Below are 20,611 nucleotides of genomic sequence, written 5' to 3'. Positions count from 1 at the left end.
TTTACCCTCTACTCAAATTCATCCCAGCCGTCCAGCTGGCGTCGTTCTTGTTGCATCTCACGCTGGAAAATCTCTTCCAGTTCGCGTCGGGCTTCCCTGGCGCGAGAAATTTGTACGGTATCGGCATGCATCGGGATAAGCTCCCGCAGCATACGCATATCCAGGCGACGAAAATGCAGCTGCGCCCGCTGTGCCTGATGCGGGTGCATCCCAAGCGTAACCAGCGTTTTGCGCCCCAGCTCTAACGCACTGGAGAATGTCTCACGGGAAAACTGCGTCACCCCTGCCTGTAATAACTCATGCGCTTCCACACGTCCGCGTGCTCGCGCAAGAATATGCAAATGCGGGAAGTGTTGCTGGCAAATCTCCACCAGCTTCATGGTGTCTTCCGGCTCGTTACAGGTAATGACAATAGACTCTGCGGCCTCTGCACCCGCAGAACGTAAAAGATCTACCTGCGTGGCGTCACCGTAATAAACTTTGTAGCCATATTTACGCATCAGGTTAACAGCGCTGATATCCCGCTCCAGCACAGTAATGCGCATTTTATTTGCCATCAGCAAACGACCAATCACCTGACCAAAACGCCCAAAGCCCACGACAATGACCTGCGGTTTATCATCGTTGACCCACGGTTTTTCGTCTTCTTCTTCCGGTCCGTTAAACTGGCGGGATAGCCATTTATCCACCAGCTTCATCAGCAGCGGCGTGGTCATCATGGAAAGCGTCACCGTCACCAGCAACAGCGCCATCTGGTCGCCCTGGAATAAGCGTTGTGAAGAAGCGGTAGAAAAGAGTACAAAGGCAAACTCACCACCCTGACTCAATACACCAGCAAACTGCATTCGCTCTGAGCTACGCACGCCATACAGTCGCGCCAGTAGATACAGCACGAGAATTTTCACCGCCACCAGCACAACCACGCTTATCACTACCCACAACAGATGGGTATAAAGCACCCCGAGGTTGAGCGACATCCCGACCGAGATAAAAAATAGCCCGAGCAGCAACCCCTTAAACGGATCGATTGCCGTTTCCAGTTCATGGCGATATTCACTTTCCGCCAGCAGCACGCCTGCAATAAACGTACCGAGCGCCATCGACAGTCCCAGCGCATCCATAAACAATGCGGAACCCAACACCAGCAGCAGCGTCGCGGCGGTGAACACTTCCCGCACGCCAGAAGCTGCAATAAAGCGGAATACCGGACGCAGTAAATAGCGCCCGCCAATCAGCATGCCGACAAACGCCAGCACCTTCATGCCGATTTTCATCCAGTCGAAATGTTCATCTGCTGACCCCGCCAACAACGGCACTAACGCCAGTGCCGGGATCACCGCCAGATCCTGAAACAGTAACACCGAGAAGCCTAACTGGCCGGATTCGCTGCGATTCATCCCTTTTTCGCGCATCAATTGCAACGCCATTGCAGTTGAAGACATCGCAAGGCCAATGCCACCGACCACCGCCGCCTGCCAGGCGAAATCCGTCAGCATCAATAATCCCGCCAGCAACGCCGCGCTTAACAGCACCTGTGCCGCGCCTACGCCAAAAATCGAACGCCGCAGTTGCCAAAGTTTGGAGGGATTCAACTCCAGGCCGATGATAAACATCAGGAATACCACGCCAAGCTCTGAAAAATGGAGGATCTCATCGACGTCGCTAATAAACCCCAGTCCCCACGGGCCAATTGCAATCCCTGCCAGCAAATATCCCAACACAGCGCCAATACCCAGCCGCGATGCCAACGGCACCGCAGCCACCGCCGCGAAGAGAAACAGTACTCCTGCGAGTAAAAAATCGGAACCTTCCATCAGCGGCCTCCTGGAGACAGTGGATTTGCCAGCCAGTCACCGTAGGCTCTGGCGTGGCTCGCCAGCTCCTGTGCGCTTTGCCGTCTCGCCCAGTAAATAATGATGGGGCTTAACCAATGCATCCGGCACATGCCCGCCGCCAGTTCAAAGGGGCGCAGAACATCGCTCATCGGGTAGCGATTCAATGCGTCATAACGGTAAGCACTTTCCGGCTCGCCGGTGGTAATCACGCTACGCCAGTACTTTCCCGCCAGTTGGTTTCCCCCCGGCCCGCTGGCAAAACCACGACTTAATACCCGGTCCAGCCACTCTTTCAGTAGCGCCGGGCAGCTATAGGTATAAAGAGGATGCTGAAAGACAATCACCTCGTGCTCGCGCAGTAATGCCTGCTCACGGGGGATATCAATAAAAAAATCGGGATAGTGCGCGTAAAGGTCGTGCACGGTAACATTGCTGAGCTGCGTGGCCGGTTTAAGCAGGACCCGGTTTGCCACCGAGTCCTGAGATTCCGGATGGGCATACAGCAGCAAAACTTTCGCTGGCTGAGACATCATCCCCCTCCCGGTATGGTTTTTGTGTATAGTCGCTGTTTTGGGCTACCATTGCGCCCGGTGCGGCAGCTCGCCCATACATTACATTATCATAATGATAAGTTAACATAGTCTGAACATACGGCGCCTTATGATTGTTTTCTCCTCGTTACAAATTCGTCGCGGCGTGCGCGTCCTGCTGGATAATGCCACCGCCACCATCAACCCCGGGCAGAAAGTCGGCCTGGTGGGTAAAAACGGCTGTGGTAAATCTACCCTGCTGGCATTGCTGAAAAATGAAATCAGCGCCGACGGCGGCAGCTACACCTTTCCGGGAAGCTGGCAACTGGCGTGGGTGAATCAGGAAACGCCGGCGTTACCGCAAGCGGCGCTGGAATATGTCATTGATGGCGACCGTGAATATCGCCAACTGGAAGCGCAGCTACACGACGCCAACGAACGTAACGACGGGCATGCCATCGCGACCATTCACGGCAAGCTGGACGCTATCGACGCATGGAGTATTCGCTCCCGCGCCGCCAGCCTGCTGCACGGCCTCGGTTTCAGCAATGAACAACTGGAGCGCCCGGTGAGTGATTTCTCCGGTGGCTGGCGTATGCGTCTTAACCTTGCCCAGGCGCTGATTTGCCGTTCAGACTTGCTGCTGCTCGACGAACCGACTAACCACCTCGATCTCGATGCCGTTATCTGGCTGGAAAAATGGCTGAAGAGCTATCAGGGCACGCTGATCCTGATCTCTCACGACCGCGACTTCCTCGATCCGATAGTGGATAAAATTATTCATATCGAACAACAAAGCATGTTCGAGTACACCGGCAACTACAGTTCGTTTGAAGTACAGCGCGCCACCCGTCTGGCGCAGCAACAAGCAATGTATGAAAGCCAGCAGGAACGCGTAGCGCATCTGCAAAGTTATATCGACCGTTTCCGTGCCAAAGCCACCAAAGCGAAGCAGGCCCAGAGCCGCATTAAGATGCTCGAGCGTATGGAGCTGATTGCCCCGGCGCACGTCGACAACCCGTTCCGCTTTAGCTTCCGCGCGCCGGAAAGCCTGCCAAATCCGTTACTGAAGATGGAAAAAGTCAGTGCGGGCTATGGCGATCGCATTATTCTCGACTCAATAAAACTGAATCTGGTCCCCGGTTCGCGCATTGGTCTGCTAGGTCGCAATGGCGCGGGTAAATCGACATTAATCAAACTGTTAGCCGGTGAACTTGCGCCTGTCAGCGGTGAAATTGGTCTGGCGAAAGGGATCAAACTCGGCTACTTCGCCCAGCATCAACTGGAATACCTGCGCGCCGACGAATCGCCTATTCAACATCTGGCACGTTTAGCGCCGCAGGAGCTGGAGCAAAAACTGCGTGACTACCTGGGCGGTTTTGGTTTCCAGGGCGATAAAGTGACTGAAGAGACGCGCCGTTTCTCCGGTGGTGAAAAAGCCCGCCTGGTGCTGGCATTAATTGTCTGGCAGCGCCCGAATCTGCTGCTGCTCGACGAACCGACCAACCACCTTGACCTCGACATGCGCCAGGCACTCACCGAAGCATTGATCGAGTTTGAAGGCGCGCTGGTTGTCGTCTCGCACGACCGTCATTTGCTGCGTTCCACCACTGACGATCTCTATCTGGTTCACGATCGTAAAGTCGAACCGTTCGACGGCGATCTGGAAGATTATCAACAGTGGTTGAGCGACGTACAAAAGCAGGAAAACCAGACCGACGACGCGCCAAAAGAGAACGCGAACAGCGCCCAGGCACGTAAAGATCAGAAGCGTCGGGAAGCGGAGCTGCGTGCGCAAACCCAGCCACTGCGTAAAGAGATTGCCCGTCTGGAAAAAGAGATGGAGAAGCTGAACTCGCAACTGGCGCAGGCGGAAGAAAAATTGGGCGACAGCGAACTGTACGACCAGAGCCGTAAAGCGGAACTGACCGCCTGCCTGCAACAACAAGCGAGCGCTAAATCCGGGCTGGAAGAGTGCGAAATGGCATGGCTGGAGGCCCAGGAGCAGCTTGAGCAGATGCTGCAGGAAGGCCAAAGCAACTGATGGCACAGATAACGACGACCGATGCCAATGAATTCAGCAGTAGTGCTGAATTCATCCCTATGCGCGGTTTCAGCAATTGCCATCTACAAACCATGCTGCCGCGTCTGTTTCGTCGTCAGGTGAAATTCACTCCGCACTGGCAGCGGCTGGAGTTGCCCGACGGCGATTTTGTTGATCTCGCGTGGAGTGAAGATCCCACACAAGCGCAGCATAAACCGCGTCTGGTGGTGTTTCATGGTCTGGAAGGCAGTCTCAATAGCCCTTACGCCCACGGCTTGGTTGATGCGGCGAAAAAGCGCGGCTGGCTGGGTGTGGTGATGCATTTTCGCGGATGCAGCGGTGAACCTAATCGCATGCACCGCATTTACCATTCGGGCGAAACCGAAGACGCCAGTTGGTTTTTACGCTGGCTGCAACGTGAGTTTGGTCATGCGCCAACGGCGGCCGTCGGCTATTCGCTCGGCGGTAATATGCTGGCTTGCCTGCTGGCCAAAGAAGGTAATGATGTCCCGATTGATGCGGCGGTGATTGTCTCCGCGCCGTTTGTGCTGGAAGCCTGTAGTTACCATATGGAAAAGGGCTTTTCCCGCGTTTATCAGCGTTATTTGCTGAACCTGCTAAAAGCCAATGCGGCGCGCAAGCTGGCGGCCTACCCCGGTACGCTACCGATTAATCTCGCGCAGTTAAAATCGGTACGTCGCATCCGTGAATTTGACGATCTGATCACCGCCAGAATTCACGGCTACGCCGACGCTATCGACTATTATCGTCAGTGTAGCGCCATGCCGATGCTGAACCGGATCGCCAAACCGACGCTGATTATTCACGCCAAAGACGATCCGTTTATGGATCACCAGGTGATCCCGAAACCGGAAAATCTTCCTCCGCAAGTAGAGTATCAACTGACCGAACATGGGGGTCATGTTGGTTTTATTGGCGGTACATTACTTCACCCGCAAATGTGGCTGGAGTCACGCATTCCTGACTGGTTAACAACGTATCTGGAGGCGAAATCATGTTGATTCCCTGGCAAGACATCTCCCCTGAAACGCTGGAAAATTTAATTGAAAGCTTTGTGTTACGTGAAGGCACCGATTATGGTGAACAAGAGCGTACGCTTGAACAGAAAGTCGCCGACGTCAAACGCCAGCTACAGTGCGGAGAAGCGGTACTGGTCTGGTCGGAACTGCACGAGACGGTCAATATCATGCCGCGCAGTCAGTTTCGCGAATAACCTGCAACCGTCGGCGGACGAAATAATAATGATAGCCAAGTCATGGAGTTACTATGTCTGCCAAACATCCGGTCATTGCGGTAACAGGATCCAGCGGCGCGGGGACTACCACCACCAGCCTCGCGTTTCGTAAAATATTCGCCCAGTTAAATCTGCAAGCCGCCGAGGTGGAAGGCGACAGTTTTCACCGCTACACCCGCCCGGAAATGGACATGGCGATCCGCAAAGCGCGCGACGCCGGGCGGCATATCAGCTACTTCGGTCCCGAAGCCAACGACTTCGGCCTGCTGGAACAGACCTTTATTGAATACGGCCAGAGCGGCAAAGGGAAATCTCGCAAATATCTGCATACCTACGACGAAGCCGTACCGTGGAATCAGGTACCGGGGACATTCACCCCCTGGCAACCTTTACCGGAACCCACCGATGTACTGTTTTATGAAGGTTTACACGGCGGCGTGGTCACACCACAACATAACGTCGCGCAGCATGTGGATTTACTGGTTGGCGTAGTGCCTATCGTTAACCTGGAGTGGATTCAAAAACTCATCCGCGACACCAGCGAGCGCGGGCACTCACGAGAAGCGGTGATGGACTCTGTAGTGCGTTCAATGGAAGACTATATCAACTACATCACGCCGCAGTTTTCCCGCACCCATCTTAACTTCCAGCGCGTTCCCACCGTCGACACTTCAAACCCGTTCGCGGCAAAAGGCATTCCATCGCTGGATGAAAGCTTTGTGGTGATCCATTTTCGTAATCTGGAAGGGATTGATTTCCCCTGGCTACTGGCGATGTTGCAGGGCTCATTCATTTCCCACATCAATACATTAGTGGTGCCGGGCGGCAAAATGGGTCTGGCAATGGAGTTAATTATGCTGCCGCTGGTGCAACGACTGATGGAAGGGAAGAAAATCGAGTAGCGCCGCTAATAAGCCGGATAAAATACTATCCGGCGTCACAACGGGGTAGTTAAATCACGCGGCGACCACTTCATACGAGTGGGTAATATTCACGGCTTTTTCCAGCATCAGCGCCACTGAACAATATTTCTCAGCAGAGAGATCCACCGCACGCGCAACCGCTGCGTCCTTCAGGTCGCGACCGGTGACGATAAAATGCAAATTGATATGGGTAAACAGGCGCGGAGCCTCTTCGCGGCGTTCAGAGGTTAGTTTTACTTCACAATCAACCACATCCTGACGCCCTTTTTGCAGGATAGAAACCACATCAATGGCGCTACAGCCACCCGCCGCCATCAGCACCATTTCCATCGGACTTGGCGCTTTATCGCCAGAGTTGCCATCCATTAAAATCTGGTGACCAGAGGCGGATTCACCCAAAAAAGTTAACCCTTCAACCCACTTCACACGCGCTTGCATAATCGGAACTCCATTGCGTCAATTTTCCTGACAGAGTACGCGTACTGACCAAATCGCGCAACGGAAGGCGACCTGGGTCATGCTGAAGCGAGACACCAGGAGACACAGAGCGAAAGCTATGCTAAAACAGTCAGGATGCTACAGTAATACATTGATGTACTGCATGTATGTAAAGGACGTCACATTACCGTGCAGTTCAGTTGATAGCCCCTTCCCAGGTAGCGGGAAGCACATTTCGGCAACCCAGAGACAGCGGCGTTTTCTGGCTCTGGAGAAAGCTTATAACAGAGGATAACCGCGCATGGTGCTTGGCAAACCGCAAACAGACCCGACTCTCGAATGGTTCTTGTCTCATTGCCACATTCATAAGTATCCATCCAAGAGCACGCTTATTCACCAGGGTGAAAAAGCGGAAACGCTGTACTACATCGTTAAAGGCTCTGTGGCAGTGCTGATCAAAGACGAGGAGGGTAAAGAAATGATCCTCTCCTATCTGAATCAGGGTGATTTTATTGGCGAATTGGGCCTGTTTGAAGAAGGCCAGGAACGTAGCGCATGGGTACGTGCAAAAACCGCCTGTGAAGTAGCTGAAATTTCCTACAAAAAATTTCGTCAATTAATTCAGGTTAACCCGGATATTCTGATGCGCCTCTCCGCGCAGATGGCGCGTCGTCTGCAAGTCACTTCAGAGAAAGTAGGCAACCTCGCTTTCCTCGACGTTACAGGTCGCATCGCGCAGACGCTGCTGAATCTGGCGAAACAACCCGATGCCATGACTCACCCGGACGGTATGCAAATTAAAATTACCCGTCAGGAAATCGGTCAGATTGTCGGCTGTTCTCGTGAAACCGTGGGGCGCATTCTGAAGATGCTGGAAGATCAGAACCTGATCTCCGCACACGGGAAAACCATCGTCGTTTACGGCACCCGTTAACCCCATCGGAGTGGCGCGTTACCTGGTAGCGCGCCATTTTGTTTAAACCGATGTGGCGCAGACTGATTTATCATCCTGATATCAACTATGCACTACGACAAACACTGGTGCTATGTTTGCCCGTGGCCGTTGGTCTGTTGTTTGGCGAATTAAGACTCGGCCTGCTGTTTTCACTCGTCCCTGCCTGTTGCAACATTGCGGGGCTTGATACCCCCCATAAACGTTTTTTCAAACGCTTGATTATTGGCGCGTCGCTGTTTGCTACCTGTAGCTTATTGACACAGCTGCTGTTGGAAAAAGATATCCCCCTACCCTTTCTGCTGACCGGGTTAACGCTGGTACTTGGCGTCACTGCCGAGCTTGGGCCATTACACGCAAAATTGCTTCCTGCATCGCTGCTGGCTGCCATTTTTACCCTCAGTTTGGCGGGATATATGCCGGTATGGGAGCCATTGCTCATTTATGCGTTAGGCACACTCTGGTACGGGCTGTTTAACTGGTTTTGGTTCTGGATCTGGCGCGAACAACCCCTACGCGAATCACTTAGTCTGCTCTACCGTGAACTGGCTGATTACTGTGAAATCAAATACAGTCTGCTCACTCAGCATACCGATCCCGAAAAAGCGCTCCCGCCACTACTGGTACGCCAGCAAAAAGCGGTCGATTTAATTACCCAGTGCTATCAGCAAATGCACATGCTTTCCGCGCAAAATAATACTGACTACAAGCGGATGTTGCGCATTTTCCAGGAAGCTCTGGATTTACAGGAACATATTTCGGTCAGTTTGCATCAACCTGAAGAGGTGCAAAAGCTGGTCGAGCGTAGCCATGCGGAGGAAGTTATCCGCTGGAATGCGCAAACCATCGCTGCTCGCCTGCGCGTGCTGGCTGATGACATTCTTTACCATCGCCTGCCGACGCGTTTTACGATGGAGAAGCAAATTGGTGCACTGGAGAAAATCGCCCGCCAACACCCGGATAACCCCGTGGGGCAATTCTGCTACTGGCACTTCAGCCGCATCGCTCGTGTGCTGCGTACCCAGAAACCGCTCTATGCCCGCGATCTGCTGGCGGATAAACAGCGGCGGATGCCATTACTTCCGGCGCTGAAAAGTTATCTTTCATTGAAATCTCCGGCACTGCGCAATGCCGGGCGACTCAGTGTGATGTTGAGCGTCGCCAGCCTGATGGGCACCGCGCTGCATCTGCCGAAGTCGTATTGGATCCTGATGACGGTGTTGCTGGTGACACAAAATGGTTACGGCGCGACCCGTCTGAGGATTGTGAATCGCTCCGTGGGAACCGTGGTCGGATTAATCATTGCGGGCGTGGCGCTGCACTTTAAAATTCCCGAAGGTTACACCCTGACGCTGATGCTGTTTACCACCCTCGCCAGCTACCTGATATTGCGCAAAAACTACGGCTGGGCAACGGTCGGCTTTACCATTACTGCGGTGTATACCCTGCAACTGTTGTGGCTGAACGGCGAGCAATACATCATTCCGCGTCTTATCGATACCATTATTGGTTGTTTGATTGCCTTCGGTGGCACGGTATGGCTGTGGCCGCAGTGGCAGAGCGGGTTATTGCGTAAGAACGCCCATGATGCTTTAGAAACCTACCAGGAAGCGATTCGTCTGATCCTGAGTAAAGATCCGCAACCAACACCACTGGCCTGGCAGCGAATGCGGGTGAATCAGGCACATAACACTCTGTATAACTCATTGAATCAGGCGATGCAGGAACCCGCGTTTAACAGCCATTATCTGGCTGACATGAAACTGTGGGTAACACATAGTCAGTTTATTGTTGAACATATTAATGCCATGACCACGCTGGCGCGAGAACACCGGACATTACCACAGGAGCTGGCGCAAGAGTATTTGCAGTCTTGTGAAATCGCTATTCAACGCTGTCAACAGCGGCTGGAATATGACGAGCCGGGCGGGTCTGGTGACGCCAATATCATAGACGCGCCAGAGATGCTGCCGCACGAAGGCGCGGCTGGTACCCTGGAACAGCATTTACAACGGGTTATTGGCCATCTGAACACCATGCACACCATATCGTCGATGGCGTGGCGTCAGCGACCGCATCACGGGATTTGGTTGAGTCGCAAGTTGCGGGATTCGAAGGCGTAATCAATTCATTGCCAGAAGCGACATCTTTTGCCTGATGCGACGATGACGCGTCTTATTTACGCCCCGACCACCTTCGCCACCGCGTGGGCGAAACGTTGCATCCCTTCATCGATATCCGCATCATCCACCACCAGCGATGGCGCAAAACGCATCACATCCGGCCCAGCGTTCAGCACCATTACGCCAGCCTCGGCACCCGCATAAAGAAAATCACGCGCCTGACCTTTGTACTGAGGTTTTAGCTCCGCGCCAATCAACAACCCCATGCCGCGAATATCGCTAAACACATCAAACTGCTGATCGATCTTCTGCAAATGGTCAACAAAACGCTGGCGTTTCGCCTGAATGCCTTCCAGCACTTCAGGGGTATTGATGATATCAAATGCCGCACCCGCGACTGCACAGGCCAGTGGATTACCGCCATAGGTGGAACCGTGAGAACCAGGATGAAACGCTGAAGCAATCTCCGCCGTGGTCAGCATGGCGCTAATCGGGAAGCCGCCGCCCAGGGCTTTCGCAGAGGTCAAAATATCTGGCGTCACGCCGTAGTGCATATAGGCAAACAAATCGCCAGTCCGCCCCATTCCACACTGCACTTCATCAAACACCAGCAAGGCATGATGCTGATCGCACAACTCACGCAAGCCCTGCAAAAACGCTGGCGTCGCCGCCGTCACGCCGCCCTCACCCTGAATAGGCTCAACCACCACCGCGCAGGTATGGTCATCCATCACCGCTTTCACTGCGTGAAGATCATTAAAAGGCACGTGGATAATATCTGCCGGTTTCGGCCCAAAGCCGTCGGAATATTTTGGCTGCCCGCCCACAGAAACGGTAAACAACGAGCGACCATGAAAGGCGCTATGGAAGGCGATGATTTTGGTTTTAAACGGACTATGACGCACGCAGGCGTAGTGACGCGCCAGTTTAAAAGCGGTTTCGTTGGCTTCCGTACCGGAGTTCATAAACACCACGCGTTCGGCAAACGTCGCCTCAATCAGTTTACGCCCAAGACGCAGCGCCGGTTCATTGGTGAAAACGTTGCTGATATGCCACAGAGTTTCCCCCTGGGTTTTTAACGCTTCCACCAGCGCCGGATGGCAATGGCCTAACGCCGTTACCGCAATCCCGCCCGCGAAATCGACATACTCTTTGCCTTGCTGATCCCAGACTCGGCTGCCCTGACCTTTTACCGGAATAAACTCTGCCGGAGCATAAATCGGCAGAATCACTTCATCGAAAGTCGCGCGTGTAATTGCTATTTGTTCAATTGCCATCTCATGATCACCCTGTTACGCATAAATCAATGTGAAATTATAATCACAAAATATGCATAAAAAATCACTTGATAGCAATCAGAAATCAGCGATGCAGGAAATTAGCCAGCAGTTGATGTCCTTGTTCGCTAAGAATACTTTCTGGATGGAACTGCACACCTTCCAGATCCCACTGGCGATGGCGAATCCCCATAATCTCCCCGGTTTCGCTCCAGGCCGTCACGTCAAAGCACGCTGGTAATGAGTCAGGTTCCACCACCAGCGAATGGTAGCGCGTCACAGTGAGTGGATTCGCTAGCCCCAGGAATACGCCCTCACCGTTATGTGTAATCGGCGAGGTTTTGCCGTGCATGACCTTTGCGGCGCGCACAACTTTGCCACCAAAAGCCTGTGCCATCGCCTGATGACCGAGGCAGACGCCAAGGATCGGCAAGCGCCCGGCATAGTGACGAATAACGTCAAGGGAGATCCCGGCTTCATCTGGCGTACAGGGGCCGGGTGATATGACAATTTTTTGTGGTTTAAGGGCGTCAATATCCGCCAACGTCAACGCATCGTTGCGCTTAACCAGCACATCGGCCCCCAGTTCACAAAAGTACTGGTAGAGGTTCCAGGTAAAAGAATCGTAGTTATCAATAAGCAGGATCATGGCGGCTCCGGTACGAAAGAACCGCGCTATTTTACTCAGATTCCCCGGCTTCGCTTACCACTTTGCTAAATATCATCTGCAGCGCGGTAAGATCACCCATTGCCCCACTCTGATTCGCCTGATTCCAGGCCTCTTCACCAATACCTTGCCAGTTCAGTTGATATCCGGCATGAATCGCCAGTTGTTCGAAGAAGATCCGCTGCGCCAGACCGCTTCCCGCACGGAATGGATGCAGAACGTTGATTTCACAATAGTAGTGCGCCAGCCGCTCGACGAACTTCGCTTTCTCCAGGCCAACCAGATAACCTTCTTCCTCCAGATCCTGCATCAGGGCATTGCCCTCTTTTTCGATATAGGCAAAGTGGCAGAACGGCGTATCGCCCTGATAAATATCGACTTCGCGTAGTTGCCCCGCCCAGTCGAAAATATCCTGATAAAGCTGGCGATGAATAGCGCGCAAATGCGGTAAACCGCGCACCAGCGGACCAAGCTCAATGGCCGCAGCACGCAGCGCCGTCATTTCGTAAGCAGCCTGTTCCAGCCGCTGCTGCTGGCGGATATTCAACCGATTACGCATGATATCAAGGCCAGGATAAAGATACGGATCGCGCCCTTCGCCGAATTTATCGCTCATAGTGCCTCCTCAGCTCTTCAAGGCGTGCTAAAGCCTCTGCGGCAGTAAGAGTGACTAATGGCATCTCGACGCCTTCAAGGCGGCGGCTGGCCTGGAAATTACGATTACGCTGAAGCTCCCAGAGACGGGACTTTTGCTTATCGGTGAGTTTCTTCACTTGATGCCTCCCTGAACGTGTCCGTTTGCCACAAGTATAAGCGGCAAATCCAGGTTACGCCGGGAGAGCAGAGGCGCGGGCAAGATTACCCGCGCGAGAAATCATTACGGCAGGACTTTAGCGGAAAGGATAACTACCGGTTTTGACGGCACATTCTGGTACGGGCCAACATCATGGGTTGGGACCTGGGAAATCTTGTCAGCAACATCCATGCCTTTCACCACTTTGCCAAATACCGCGTAACCGAAATCACGCTGACCGTGGTCGAGGAAGGCGTTATCGGCAACGTTGATAAAGAACTGGCTGGTGGCGCTGTCTTTGTCGGCGGTACGCGCCATCGCGATGGTGCCACGGGTGTTACGCAGACCGTTATCAGCCTCATTTTTGATCGGCGGATTCGGTTTTTTCTGCTGCATCTGCTCGGTAAATCCACCACCCTGAATCATAAAGCCCGGGATCACCCGGTGAAAAGTGGTGTTGTTATAAAAGCCGCTGTTCACATAATCGACGAAATTTTGCACTGATACTGGCGCTTTCTGGCTATCCAGCTCCAGTTCGATATTACCAGCAGAGGTTGTTAACAATACGTGCGGATCCCCTTTCGCTGCCATTGCTTCAGGTGAGAGAGCAGAAAGAGCGAAAACAGCTACAACAGCTGCCAGGGTCGATTTGAACATGAGATTTCCTTAACAGAGCAGAAAAAAAGCAAGTGGAGAGATTCTAAATAGCCTTCAATGACAAGGCCATTCCTTTACCTAATTTTACGCACTTGAAATATATGTAACCTGATGATCACGTATATTTCGTGATGAGAATCACTTTAAATATTGCAAATTAGCAACCGTTTGCAATTAAATATTTAATCAGATCACAAAATCACCTAAAATCGCCCGCTCGCAGCATATCCACTATGCCATTTTATCTTTTAACGCAGGCCAATCATGACTAACAGCAATCGCATCAAGCTCACATGGATTAGCTTTCTCTCCTACGCACTGACCGGTGCGTTGGTTATTGTCACCGGGATGGTGATGGGAAACATCGCCGATTATTTCAATCTGCCTGTTTCCAGTATGAGTAATACCTTCACCTTCCTCAATGCCGGCATTTTAATCTCTATCTTCCTCAACGCCTGGCTGATGGAAATCGTCCCGTTGAAAACGCAGTTACGTTTTGGCTTTCTCCTGATGGTGCTGGCGGTTGCCGGTTTGATGTTCAGCCACAGCCTGGCGCTGTTCTCGGCGGCGATGTTCATTCTCGGGGTGGTTAGCGGCATCACCATGTCGATTGGTACGTTCCTGATAACGCAAATGTATGAAGGGCGTCAGCGCGGTTCCCGCCTGTTATTTACCGACTCCTTCTTCAGCATGGCCGGGATGATTTTCCCGATGATTGCCGCGTATCTGCTGGCACGCAGCATTGAGTGGTACTGGGTTTATGCCTGCATCGGGCTGGTGTACGTCGCTATCTTTATTCTGACCTTCGGCTGTGAGTTCCCGGCACTGGGTAAACATGCGCCAAAAACTGACGCTCCGGTAGCGAAAGAAAAATGGGGGATCGGCGTGCTGTTTCTCTCCATTGCGGCACTGTGCTACATCCTCGGTCAGTTAGGTTTTATCTCCTGGGTGCCGGAATATGCCAAAGGTCTGGGCATGAGCCTGAACGATGCGGGTACGCTGGTAAGCAACTTCTGGATGTCTTACATGGTTGGCATGTGGGCATTCAGCTTTATTCTTCGCTTCTTTGATCTGCAACGCATTCTGACCGTACTGGCTGGTCTGGCTGCGATTCTGATGTATGTCTTTAACACCGGAACACCGGCACATATGGCGTGGTCAATTCTCGCTCTGGGCTTCTTCTCCAGCGCGATCTATACCACCATCATCACCCTGGGTTCACAGCAGACCAAAGTACCATCGCCAAAACTGGTTAACTTTGTCCTGACCTGCGGGACCATCGGCACCATGTTGACCTTTGTGGTTACCGGACCGATTGTTGAACATAGCGGTCCACAGGCAGCACTGCTCACTGCAAACGGTCTGTACGCTGTTGTATTCGTGATGTGCTTCCTGTTAGGTTTCGTCAGCCGTCACCGTCAGCACAACACCCTGACCTCTCATTAATTGCTCATGCCGGGCGGCGCTATCGTCGTCCGGCCTTTTCTTCTCTTCCCCCGCAACGTGCCTTCATCTCTATAAAACCTTTCATTTTGTGTGTTTTTTACACAAACATGAAATATCAGACAATTCCGTGACTTAAGAAAATTTATACAAATCAGCAATATACCACTTAAGGAGTATATAAAGGTGAATTTGATTTACATCAATAAGCGGGGTTGCTGAATCGTTAAGGTAGGCGGTAATAAAAAAGAAATCGAGGCAAAAATGAGCAAAGTCAGACTCGCAATTATCGGTAACGGTATGGTCGGCCATCGCTTTATCGAAGATCTTCTTGATAAATCTGATGCGGCCAACTTTGATATTACCGTTTTCTGTGAAGAACCGCGCATCGCTTATGACCGCGTACACCTCTCGTCTTACTTCTCTCACCACACCGCCGAAGAGCTGTCGCTGGTGCGCGAAGGCTTCTACGAGAAACACGGCATCAAAGTTCTGGTCGGCGAACGCGCTATCACCATCAACCGTCAGGAGAAGGTGATCCACTCCAGCGCCGGGCGTACCGTTTTTTATGACAAGCTGATCATGGCGACCGGTTCCTATCCGTGGATCCCGCCAATCAAAGGTTCTGATACTCAGGACTGCTTTGTCTATCGCACCATTGAAGACCTCAACGCCATTGAATCCTGCGCCCGTCGCAGCAAGCGCGGTGCCGTTGTTGGTGGCGGCCTGTTAGGTCTGGAAGCCGCTGGCGCGCTGAAAAACTTAGGCATTGAAACCCACGTTATCGAATTTGCCCCTATGCTGATGGCAGAACAGCTTGATCAGATGGGCGGCGAGCAGCTGCGTCGCAAAATCGAGAGCATGGGTGTACGCGTTCACACCAGCAAAAACACCCTTGAGATTGTGCAGGAAGGTGTTGAAGCGCGTAAAACCATGCGTTTTGCCGACGGCAGCGAGCTGGAAGTCGACTTTATCGTCTTCTCTACCGGTATCCGTCCGCGCGATAAACTGGCAACCCAGTGTGGTCTGGACGTAGCTCCGCGTGGGGGTATTGTCATTAATGATTCCTGCCAGACTTCCGATCCGGATATCTACGCCATCGGTGAATGCGCAAGCTGGAACAACCGTGTATTTGGTCTGGTAGCACCTGGCTACAAAATGGCGCAGGTCGCCGTTGACCACATTCTTGGCAGCGAAAACGCCTTTGAAGGTGCTGACCTTAGCGCCAAGCTGAAACTGCTGGGCGTAGACGTAGGCGGTATTGGTGATGCACACGGTCGCACGCCTGGCGCACGTAGCTACGTTTACCTCGACGAAAGCAAAGAGATCTACAAACGCCTGATTGTCAGCGAAGACAACAAAACCCTGCTCGGCGCGGTACTGGTGGGCGATACCAGCGACTACGGTAATCTGCTGCAACTGGTGCTGAACGCAATCGAGCTGCCAGAAAACCCGGATTCCCTGATCCTGCCAGCGCACTCTGGTAGCGGTAAGCCGTCTATCGGTGTTGATAAACTGCCGGACAGCGCGCAAATCTGCTCCTGCTTCGACGTCACCAAAGGCGATCTGATTGCTGCCATCAACAAAGGCTGCCACACCGTTGCGGCGCTGAAAGCCGAAACCAAAGCGGGTACTGGCTGCGGTGGCTGTATCCCGCTGGTCACTCAGGTACTGAACGCGGAACTGGCGAAACAGGGCATCGAAGTTAACAACAACCTGTGCGAACACTTTGCTTATTCGCGTCAGGAACTGTTCCATTTGATCCGCGTTGAAGGCATTAAAACCTTCGAAGAACTGCTGGCGAAACACGGCAAAGGCTACGGTTGTGAAGTTTGTAAACCGACCGTCGGTTCGCTGCTGGCCTCCTGCTGGAACGAATACATTCTGAAGCCGGAACATACTCCGCTGCAGGATTCTAACGACAACTTCCTCGCTAACATCCAGAAAGACGGCACCTACTCGGTGATCCCGCGTTCTCCGGGCGGTGAAATCACCCCGGAAGGGCTGATGGCAGTGGGTCGTATCGCGCGTGAATTTAATCTCTACACCAAAATCACCGGCTCCCAGCGCCTGGCGATGTTTGGCGCACAAAAAGACGATCTGCCGGAGATCTGGCGTCAGCTGATTGAAGCAGGCTTCGAAACCGGTCATGCCTATGCGAAAGCACTGCGTATGGCGAAAACCTGCGTGGGTAGCACCTGGTGCCGCTACGGCGTTGGCGACAGCGTCGGCCTCGGCGTGGAACTGGAAAACCGCTACAAAGGCATCCGTACTCCGCACAAAATGAAGTTCGGTGTCTCCGGCTGTACCCGTGAATGTTCAGAAGCTCAGGGTAAAGACGTGGGTATTATCGCCACTGAAAAAGGCTGGAACCTATACGTTTGCGGTAACGGCGGCATGAAACCGCGTCATGCGGATCTGCTGGCGGCGGATATCGATCGCGAAACGCTGATCAAATACCTCGACCGCTTCATGATGTTCTACATCCGTACCGCCGACAAACTGACGCGTACCGCACCGTGGTTAGAAAACCTCGAAGGCGGCATTGATTACCTGAAAGCGGTGATCATTGACGACAAACTGGGGCTGAACGCACATCTGGAAGAAGAGATGGCGCGCCTGCGTGAAGCGGTAGTGTGTGAGTGGACTGAAACGGTCAACACGCCGTCTGCGCAGACTCGCTTCAAACACTTCATCAACAGCGACAAGCGTGACCCGAACGTGCAGATGGTGCCAGAGCGCGAACAGCACCGTCCGGCAACGCCGTATGAACGTATCCCGGTAACTCTGGTGGAGGACAACGCATGAGCCAGTGGAAAGACATCTGCAAAATCGATGACATCCTGCCTGAAACCGGCGTCTGCGCGCTGTTAGGTGACGAGCAGGTCGCGATTTTCCGCCCGTATCACAGCGATCAGGTGTTTGCGATCAGCAACATCGATCCGTTCTTCGAATCCAGCGTGCTGTCACGCGGGCTGATTGCGGAACACCAGGGCGAGCTGTGGGTCGCCAGTCCGCTGAAAAAACAGCGTTTTCGCTTAAGCGACGGCTTGTGCATGGAAGACGAGCAGTTTTCCGTCAAGCATTACGAAGCACGAGTGAAAGACGGCGTGGTACAGCTACGCGGTTAATGTTTTAACGGGAGGCGCAATGCCTCCCCTTTTTGCATGGTCCTGCAATGACCTTCGGTATATTGCAGGACATTTTTTAAACTTTTTGCTTTACTTTTTGTTTTTATTTTTTAAAAGGATAATCAAATGTTTACAGACACTATTAATAAGTGTGCGGCTAATGCTGCGCGCATTGCACGCCTGTCGGCAAATAACCCGCTCGGCTTTTGGGTCAGCTCCGCTATGGCGGGGGCGTATGTGGGTCTTGGGATCATCCTGATTTTCACGCTCGGTAATTTGCTCGATCCGTCCATACGTCCTCTGGTGATGGGCGCGACTTTTGGTATCGCCTTAACGCTGGTGATTATCGCCGGTTCTGAACTGTTCACCGGACACACAATGTTCCTCACCTTTGGGGTGAAAGCGGGCACCATCAGCCACGGGCAAATGTGGGCAATCCTGCCGCAAACCTGGCTGGGTAACCTGGTCGGTTCTGTCTTCGTTGCCATGCTCTATAGCTGGGGCGGTGGTAGCCTGCTGCCGGTAGATACCAGCATCGTTCACTCCGTCGCGCTGGCTAAAACCACCGCACCGGCAATGGTACTGTTCTTCAAAGGTGCATTGTGTAACTGGCTGGTTTGCCTGGCAATCTGGATGGCGCTGCGCACTGAAGGGGCGGCGAAATTTATCGCTATCTGGTGGTGTCTGCTGGCATTTATCGCGTCCGGCTATGAGCACTCCATCGCTAACATGACGCTGTTCGCGCTCTCCTGGTTCGGCAACCACAGCGAAGCCTACACGCTGGCGGGTATTGGTCATAACCTGCTGTGGGTGACGCTGGGTAATACTTTATCGGGCGCCGTATTCATGGGATTGGGTTATTGGTATGCTACGCCGAAAGCGAATCGTCCGATTGCGGACAAATTTAATCAAACTGAAACGGCTGCCGGTTAATTACTAAGGGGTTTTTACGTGGATCATTTGCCTATATTTTGCCAATTACGCGATCGCGACTGTCTGATTGTCGGCGGTGGTGATGTCGCGGAACGCAAAGCAAGGTTGCTGTTAGACGCAGGCGCTCGCTTAACGGTGAATGCATTAGCGTTTATTCCACAGTTCACCGCATGGGCAGATGCAGGCATGTTAACCCTCGTCGAAGGGCCATTTGATGAAAGCCTTCTCGACACCTGCTGGCTGGCGATTGCAGCGACGGATGATGACGCGCTTAACCAGCGTGTCAGCGAAGCCGCTGAATCTCGTCGTATCTTCTGTAACGTGGTCGATGCGCCGAAAGCCGCCAGCTTTATTATGCCGTCGATTATTGACCGCTCACCGCTAATGGTGGCGGTTTCCTCTGGCGGTACTTCTCCGGTTCTGGCGCGACTGTTGCGCGAAAAACTTGAATCACTGCTGCCGTTGCATCTGGGCAAGGTAGCGAAATACGCCGGGCAATTACGCGGTCGGGTAAAACAACAGTTCGCCACGATGGGTGAACGTCGCCGCTTCTGGGAAAAACTGTTCGTTAACGACCGCCTGGCGCAGTCGCTGGCAAACAACGATCAGAAAGCCATTACTGAAACCACCGAACAGTTAATCAACGAACCACTCGATCATCGTGGTGAAGTGGTGCTGGTTGGCGCAGGTCCGGGCGATGCCGGGCTGCTGACGCTGAAAGGTCTGCAACAAATTCAGCAGGCTGATGTGGTGGTCTACGACCGTCTGGTTTCTGACGATATTATGAATCTGGTACGTCGAGATGCGGATCGTGTCTTCGTCGGTAAACGCGCGGGATATCACTGCGTACCGCAGGAAGAGATTAACCAGATCCTGCTGCGGGAAGCGCAAAAAGGCAAACGCGTAGTGCGTCTGAAAGGCGGCGATCCGTTTATTTTCGGCCGTGGTGGCGAAGAGCTGGAAACACTGTGCAACGCGGGTATTCCGTTCTCGGTGGTTCCGGGTATTACCGCAGCTTCTGGTTGCTCTGCCTATTCGGGTATTCCACTTACGCATCGCGATTATGCTCAGAGCGTACGCTTAATTACCGGACACTTAAAAACCGGTGGCGAGCTGGACTGGGAAAATCTGGCGGCAGAAAAACAGACGCTGGTATTCTATATGGGGCTGAATCAGGCCGCGACCATTCAGCAAAAACTGATTGAACACGGAATGCCTGGTGAAATACCAGTGGCGATTGTTGAAAACGGCACGGCAGTCACGCAGCGCGTGATTGACGGTACGCTCGCGCAGCTAGGTGAACTGGCTCAACAAATGAACAGCCCATCATTAATTATTATTGGTCGGGTCGTTGGCCTGCGCAATAAATTAAATTGGTTCTCTTACCATTAATTTAAAAAAATTAACTAAGGCCGGATATTTCTGGCCTTTTTTTATTTACAAACATACTTATATTAATGTTTATTTTCAGCATACATAAAACAAACTTTTAACTATACTCTAAATAATTCGAGTTGCAGGAAGGCGACAAGCGAGTGAATCCCCAGGAGCTTACATGAGTAAGTGACTGGGGTGAGCGAACGCAGACGCAGCACATGCAACTTGAAGTA

General features: G+C 52.7%; 19 protein-coding genes. 11 read left to right on the top strand and 8 right to left on the bottom strand.

Features of this window, described 5'->3' with window-relative positions:
- Nucleotides 1-8: 8 nt before the first annotated feature.
- Together kefB and kefG are read right to left on the bottom strand one after the other, a co-directional pair.
- The gene (gene kefB, locus AACS80_RS18095; RefSeq protein WP_000399122.1) at nucleotides 9-1,814 is read right to left on the bottom strand and encodes a glutathione-regulated potassium-efflux system protein KefB; all 1,806 of its coding nucleotides are present in this window, start codon (nucleotides 1,812-1,814) and stop codon (nucleotides 9-11) included.
- Nucleotides 1,814-2,365: a glutathione-regulated potassium-efflux system ancillary protein KefG gene (gene kefG / locus AACS80_RS18090; RefSeq protein ID WP_001297514.1), complete on the bottom strand. Its 552-nt coding sequence runs from the start codon at nucleotides 2,363-2,365 to the stop codon at nucleotides 1,814-1,816. Before kefG ends, kefB begins: the two co-directional genes overlap by 1 nt.
- Nucleotides 2,366-2,495: 130 nt before the next feature.
- Between kefG and AACS80_RS18085 the strand changes: the two genes are divergently transcribed.
- From AACS80_RS18085 to AACS80_RS18070, 4 genes are read left to right on the top strand one after another with little or no spacing between them, the layout of a single operon-like run.
- The gene (locus tag AACS80_RS18085; RefSeq protein WP_135410778.1) at nucleotides 2,496-4,409 is read left to right on the top strand and encodes an ABC transporter ATP-binding protein; all 1,914 of its coding nucleotides are present in this window, start codon (nucleotides 2,496-2,498) and stop codon (nucleotides 4,407-4,409) included.
- Nucleotides 4,409-5,431 (top strand): hydrolase, encoded by a 1,023-nt coding sequence (locus AACS80_RS18080; RefSeq protein ID WP_131161824.1) that lies wholly within the window; start codon nucleotides 4,409-4,411, stop codon nucleotides 5,429-5,431. Before AACS80_RS18085 ends, AACS80_RS18080 begins: the two co-directional genes overlap by 1 nt.
- The gene (locus tag AACS80_RS18075; protein WP_064527543.1) at nucleotides 5,425-5,643 is read left to right on the top strand and encodes a YheU family protein; all 219 of its coding nucleotides are present in this window, start codon (nucleotides 5,425-5,427) and stop codon (nucleotides 5,641-5,643) included. The genes AACS80_RS18080 and AACS80_RS18075 overlap by 7 nt, the downstream gene beginning before the upstream one ends.
- Nucleotides 5,644-5,696: 53 nt before the next feature.
- Entirely contained in the window at nucleotides 5,697-6,566 is an 870-nt protein-coding gene (locus AACS80_RS18070; RefSeq protein WP_130208927.1) for a phosphoribulokinase, read from the top strand.
- Nucleotides 6,567-6,620: 54 nt separating this feature from the next.
- Here the strand turns inward: AACS80_RS18070 and AACS80_RS18065 are convergent, their stop codons facing one another.
- Nucleotides 6,621-7,025: an OsmC family protein gene (locus tag AACS80_RS18065; RefSeq protein WP_001148908.1), complete on the bottom strand. Its 405-nt coding sequence runs from the start codon at nucleotides 7,023-7,025 to the stop codon at nucleotides 6,621-6,623.
- 301 nt (nucleotides 7,026-7,326) lie between these two features.
- Here AACS80_RS18065 and crp point away from each other — a divergent pair, with 301 nt between their 5' ends.
- Together crp and AACS80_RS18055 are read left to right on the top strand one after the other, a co-directional pair.
- Nucleotides 7,327-7,959 (top strand): cAMP-activated global transcriptional regulator CRP, encoded by a 633-nt coding sequence (gene crp / locus AACS80_RS18060; protein ID WP_000242755.1) that lies wholly within the window; start codon nucleotides 7,327-7,329, stop codon nucleotides 7,957-7,959.
- A 50-nt stretch (nucleotides 7,960-8,009) separates the two neighbouring features.
- The gene (locus AACS80_RS18055) at nucleotides 8,010-10,100 is read left to right on the top strand and encodes a YccS/YhfK family putative transporter (RefSeq protein ID WP_130209200.1); all 2,091 of its coding nucleotides are present in this window, start codon (nucleotides 8,010-8,012) and stop codon (nucleotides 10,098-10,100) included.
- 56 nt (nucleotides 10,101-10,156) lie between these two features.
- Here AACS80_RS18055 and argD read toward each other — a convergent pair whose 3' ends face one another.
- From argD to ppiA, 5 genes are all read right to left on the bottom strand, one after another.
- On the bottom strand, nucleotides 10,157-11,377 hold the full coding sequence (gene argD / locus AACS80_RS18050) for a bifunctional acetylornithine/succinyldiaminopimelate transaminase (protein WP_135410777.1): 1,221 nt from the start codon (nucleotides 11,375-11,377) through the stop codon (nucleotides 10,157-10,159).
- Between the two features lie 85 nt (nucleotides 11,378-11,462).
- Nucleotides 11,463-12,026, bottom strand: coding sequence for an aminodeoxychorismate synthase component 2 (gene pabA / locus AACS80_RS18045; protein ID WP_135408026.1), 564 nt, complete (start codon nucleotides 12,024-12,026; stop codon nucleotides 11,463-11,465).
- A gap of 31 nt (nucleotides 12,027-12,057) precedes the next feature.
- A complete protein-coding gene (locus AACS80_RS18040; protein WP_131161827.1) occupies nucleotides 12,058-12,660 on the bottom strand; it encodes a putative adenosine monophosphate-protein transferase Fic in 603 nt (200 codons plus the stop codon).
- Nucleotides 12,650-12,817 (bottom strand): YhfG family protein, encoded by a 168-nt coding sequence (locus AACS80_RS18035; protein WP_000736860.1) that lies wholly within the window; start codon nucleotides 12,815-12,817, stop codon nucleotides 12,650-12,652. Before AACS80_RS18035 ends, AACS80_RS18040 begins: the two co-directional genes overlap by 11 nt.
- Before the next feature lie 104 nt (nucleotides 12,818-12,921).
- Nucleotides 12,922-13,494: a peptidylprolyl isomerase A gene (gene ppiA / locus AACS80_RS18030; protein WP_064527557.1), complete on the bottom strand. Its 573-nt coding sequence runs from the start codon at nucleotides 13,492-13,494 to the stop codon at nucleotides 12,922-12,924.
- Nucleotides 13,495-13,758: 264 nt separating this feature from the next.
- Here ppiA and tsgA point away from each other — a divergent pair, with 264 nt between their 5' ends.
- From tsgA to cysG, 5 genes are all read left to right on the top strand, one after another.
- The gene (gene tsgA, locus AACS80_RS18025; RefSeq protein ID WP_130208935.1) at nucleotides 13,759-14,940 is read left to right on the top strand and encodes an MFS transporter TsgA; all 1,182 of its coding nucleotides are present in this window, start codon (nucleotides 13,759-13,761) and stop codon (nucleotides 14,938-14,940) included.
- A gap of 261 nt (nucleotides 14,941-15,201) precedes the next feature.
- The gene (gene nirB, locus AACS80_RS18020; RefSeq protein WP_000049213.1) at nucleotides 15,202-17,745 is read left to right on the top strand and encodes an NADPH-nitrite reductase large subunit; all 2,544 of its coding nucleotides are present in this window, start codon (nucleotides 15,202-15,204) and stop codon (nucleotides 17,743-17,745) included.
- A complete protein-coding gene (gene nirD / locus AACS80_RS18015) occupies nucleotides 17,742-18,068 on the top strand; it encodes a nitrite reductase small subunit NirD (protein ID WP_000084764.1) in 327 nt (108 codons plus the stop codon). Before nirB ends, nirD begins: the two co-directional genes overlap by 4 nt.
- A gap of 126 nt (nucleotides 18,069-18,194) precedes the next feature.
- The gene (gene nirC, locus AACS80_RS18010) at nucleotides 18,195-19,001 is read left to right on the top strand and encodes a nitrite transporter NirC (protein ID WP_130208937.1); all 807 of its coding nucleotides are present in this window, start codon (nucleotides 18,195-18,197) and stop codon (nucleotides 18,999-19,001) included.
- 18 nt (nucleotides 19,002-19,019) lie between these two features.
- Complete coding sequence (cysG, locus tag AACS80_RS18005; protein WP_135410776.1) at nucleotides 19,020-20,393, top strand: siroheme synthase CysG; 1,374 nt, start codon at nucleotides 19,020-19,022, stop codon at nucleotides 20,391-20,393.
- The last annotated feature ends 218 nt before the right edge of the window (nucleotides 20,394-20,611 follow it).

This window comes from Escherichia sp. E4385, from assembly GCF_963883145.1.
Lineage (GTDB): Bacteria > Pseudomonadota > Gammaproteobacteria > Enterobacterales > Enterobacteriaceae > Escherichia.
This window is presented reverse-complemented; position numbering and strand designations above follow the sequence as displayed.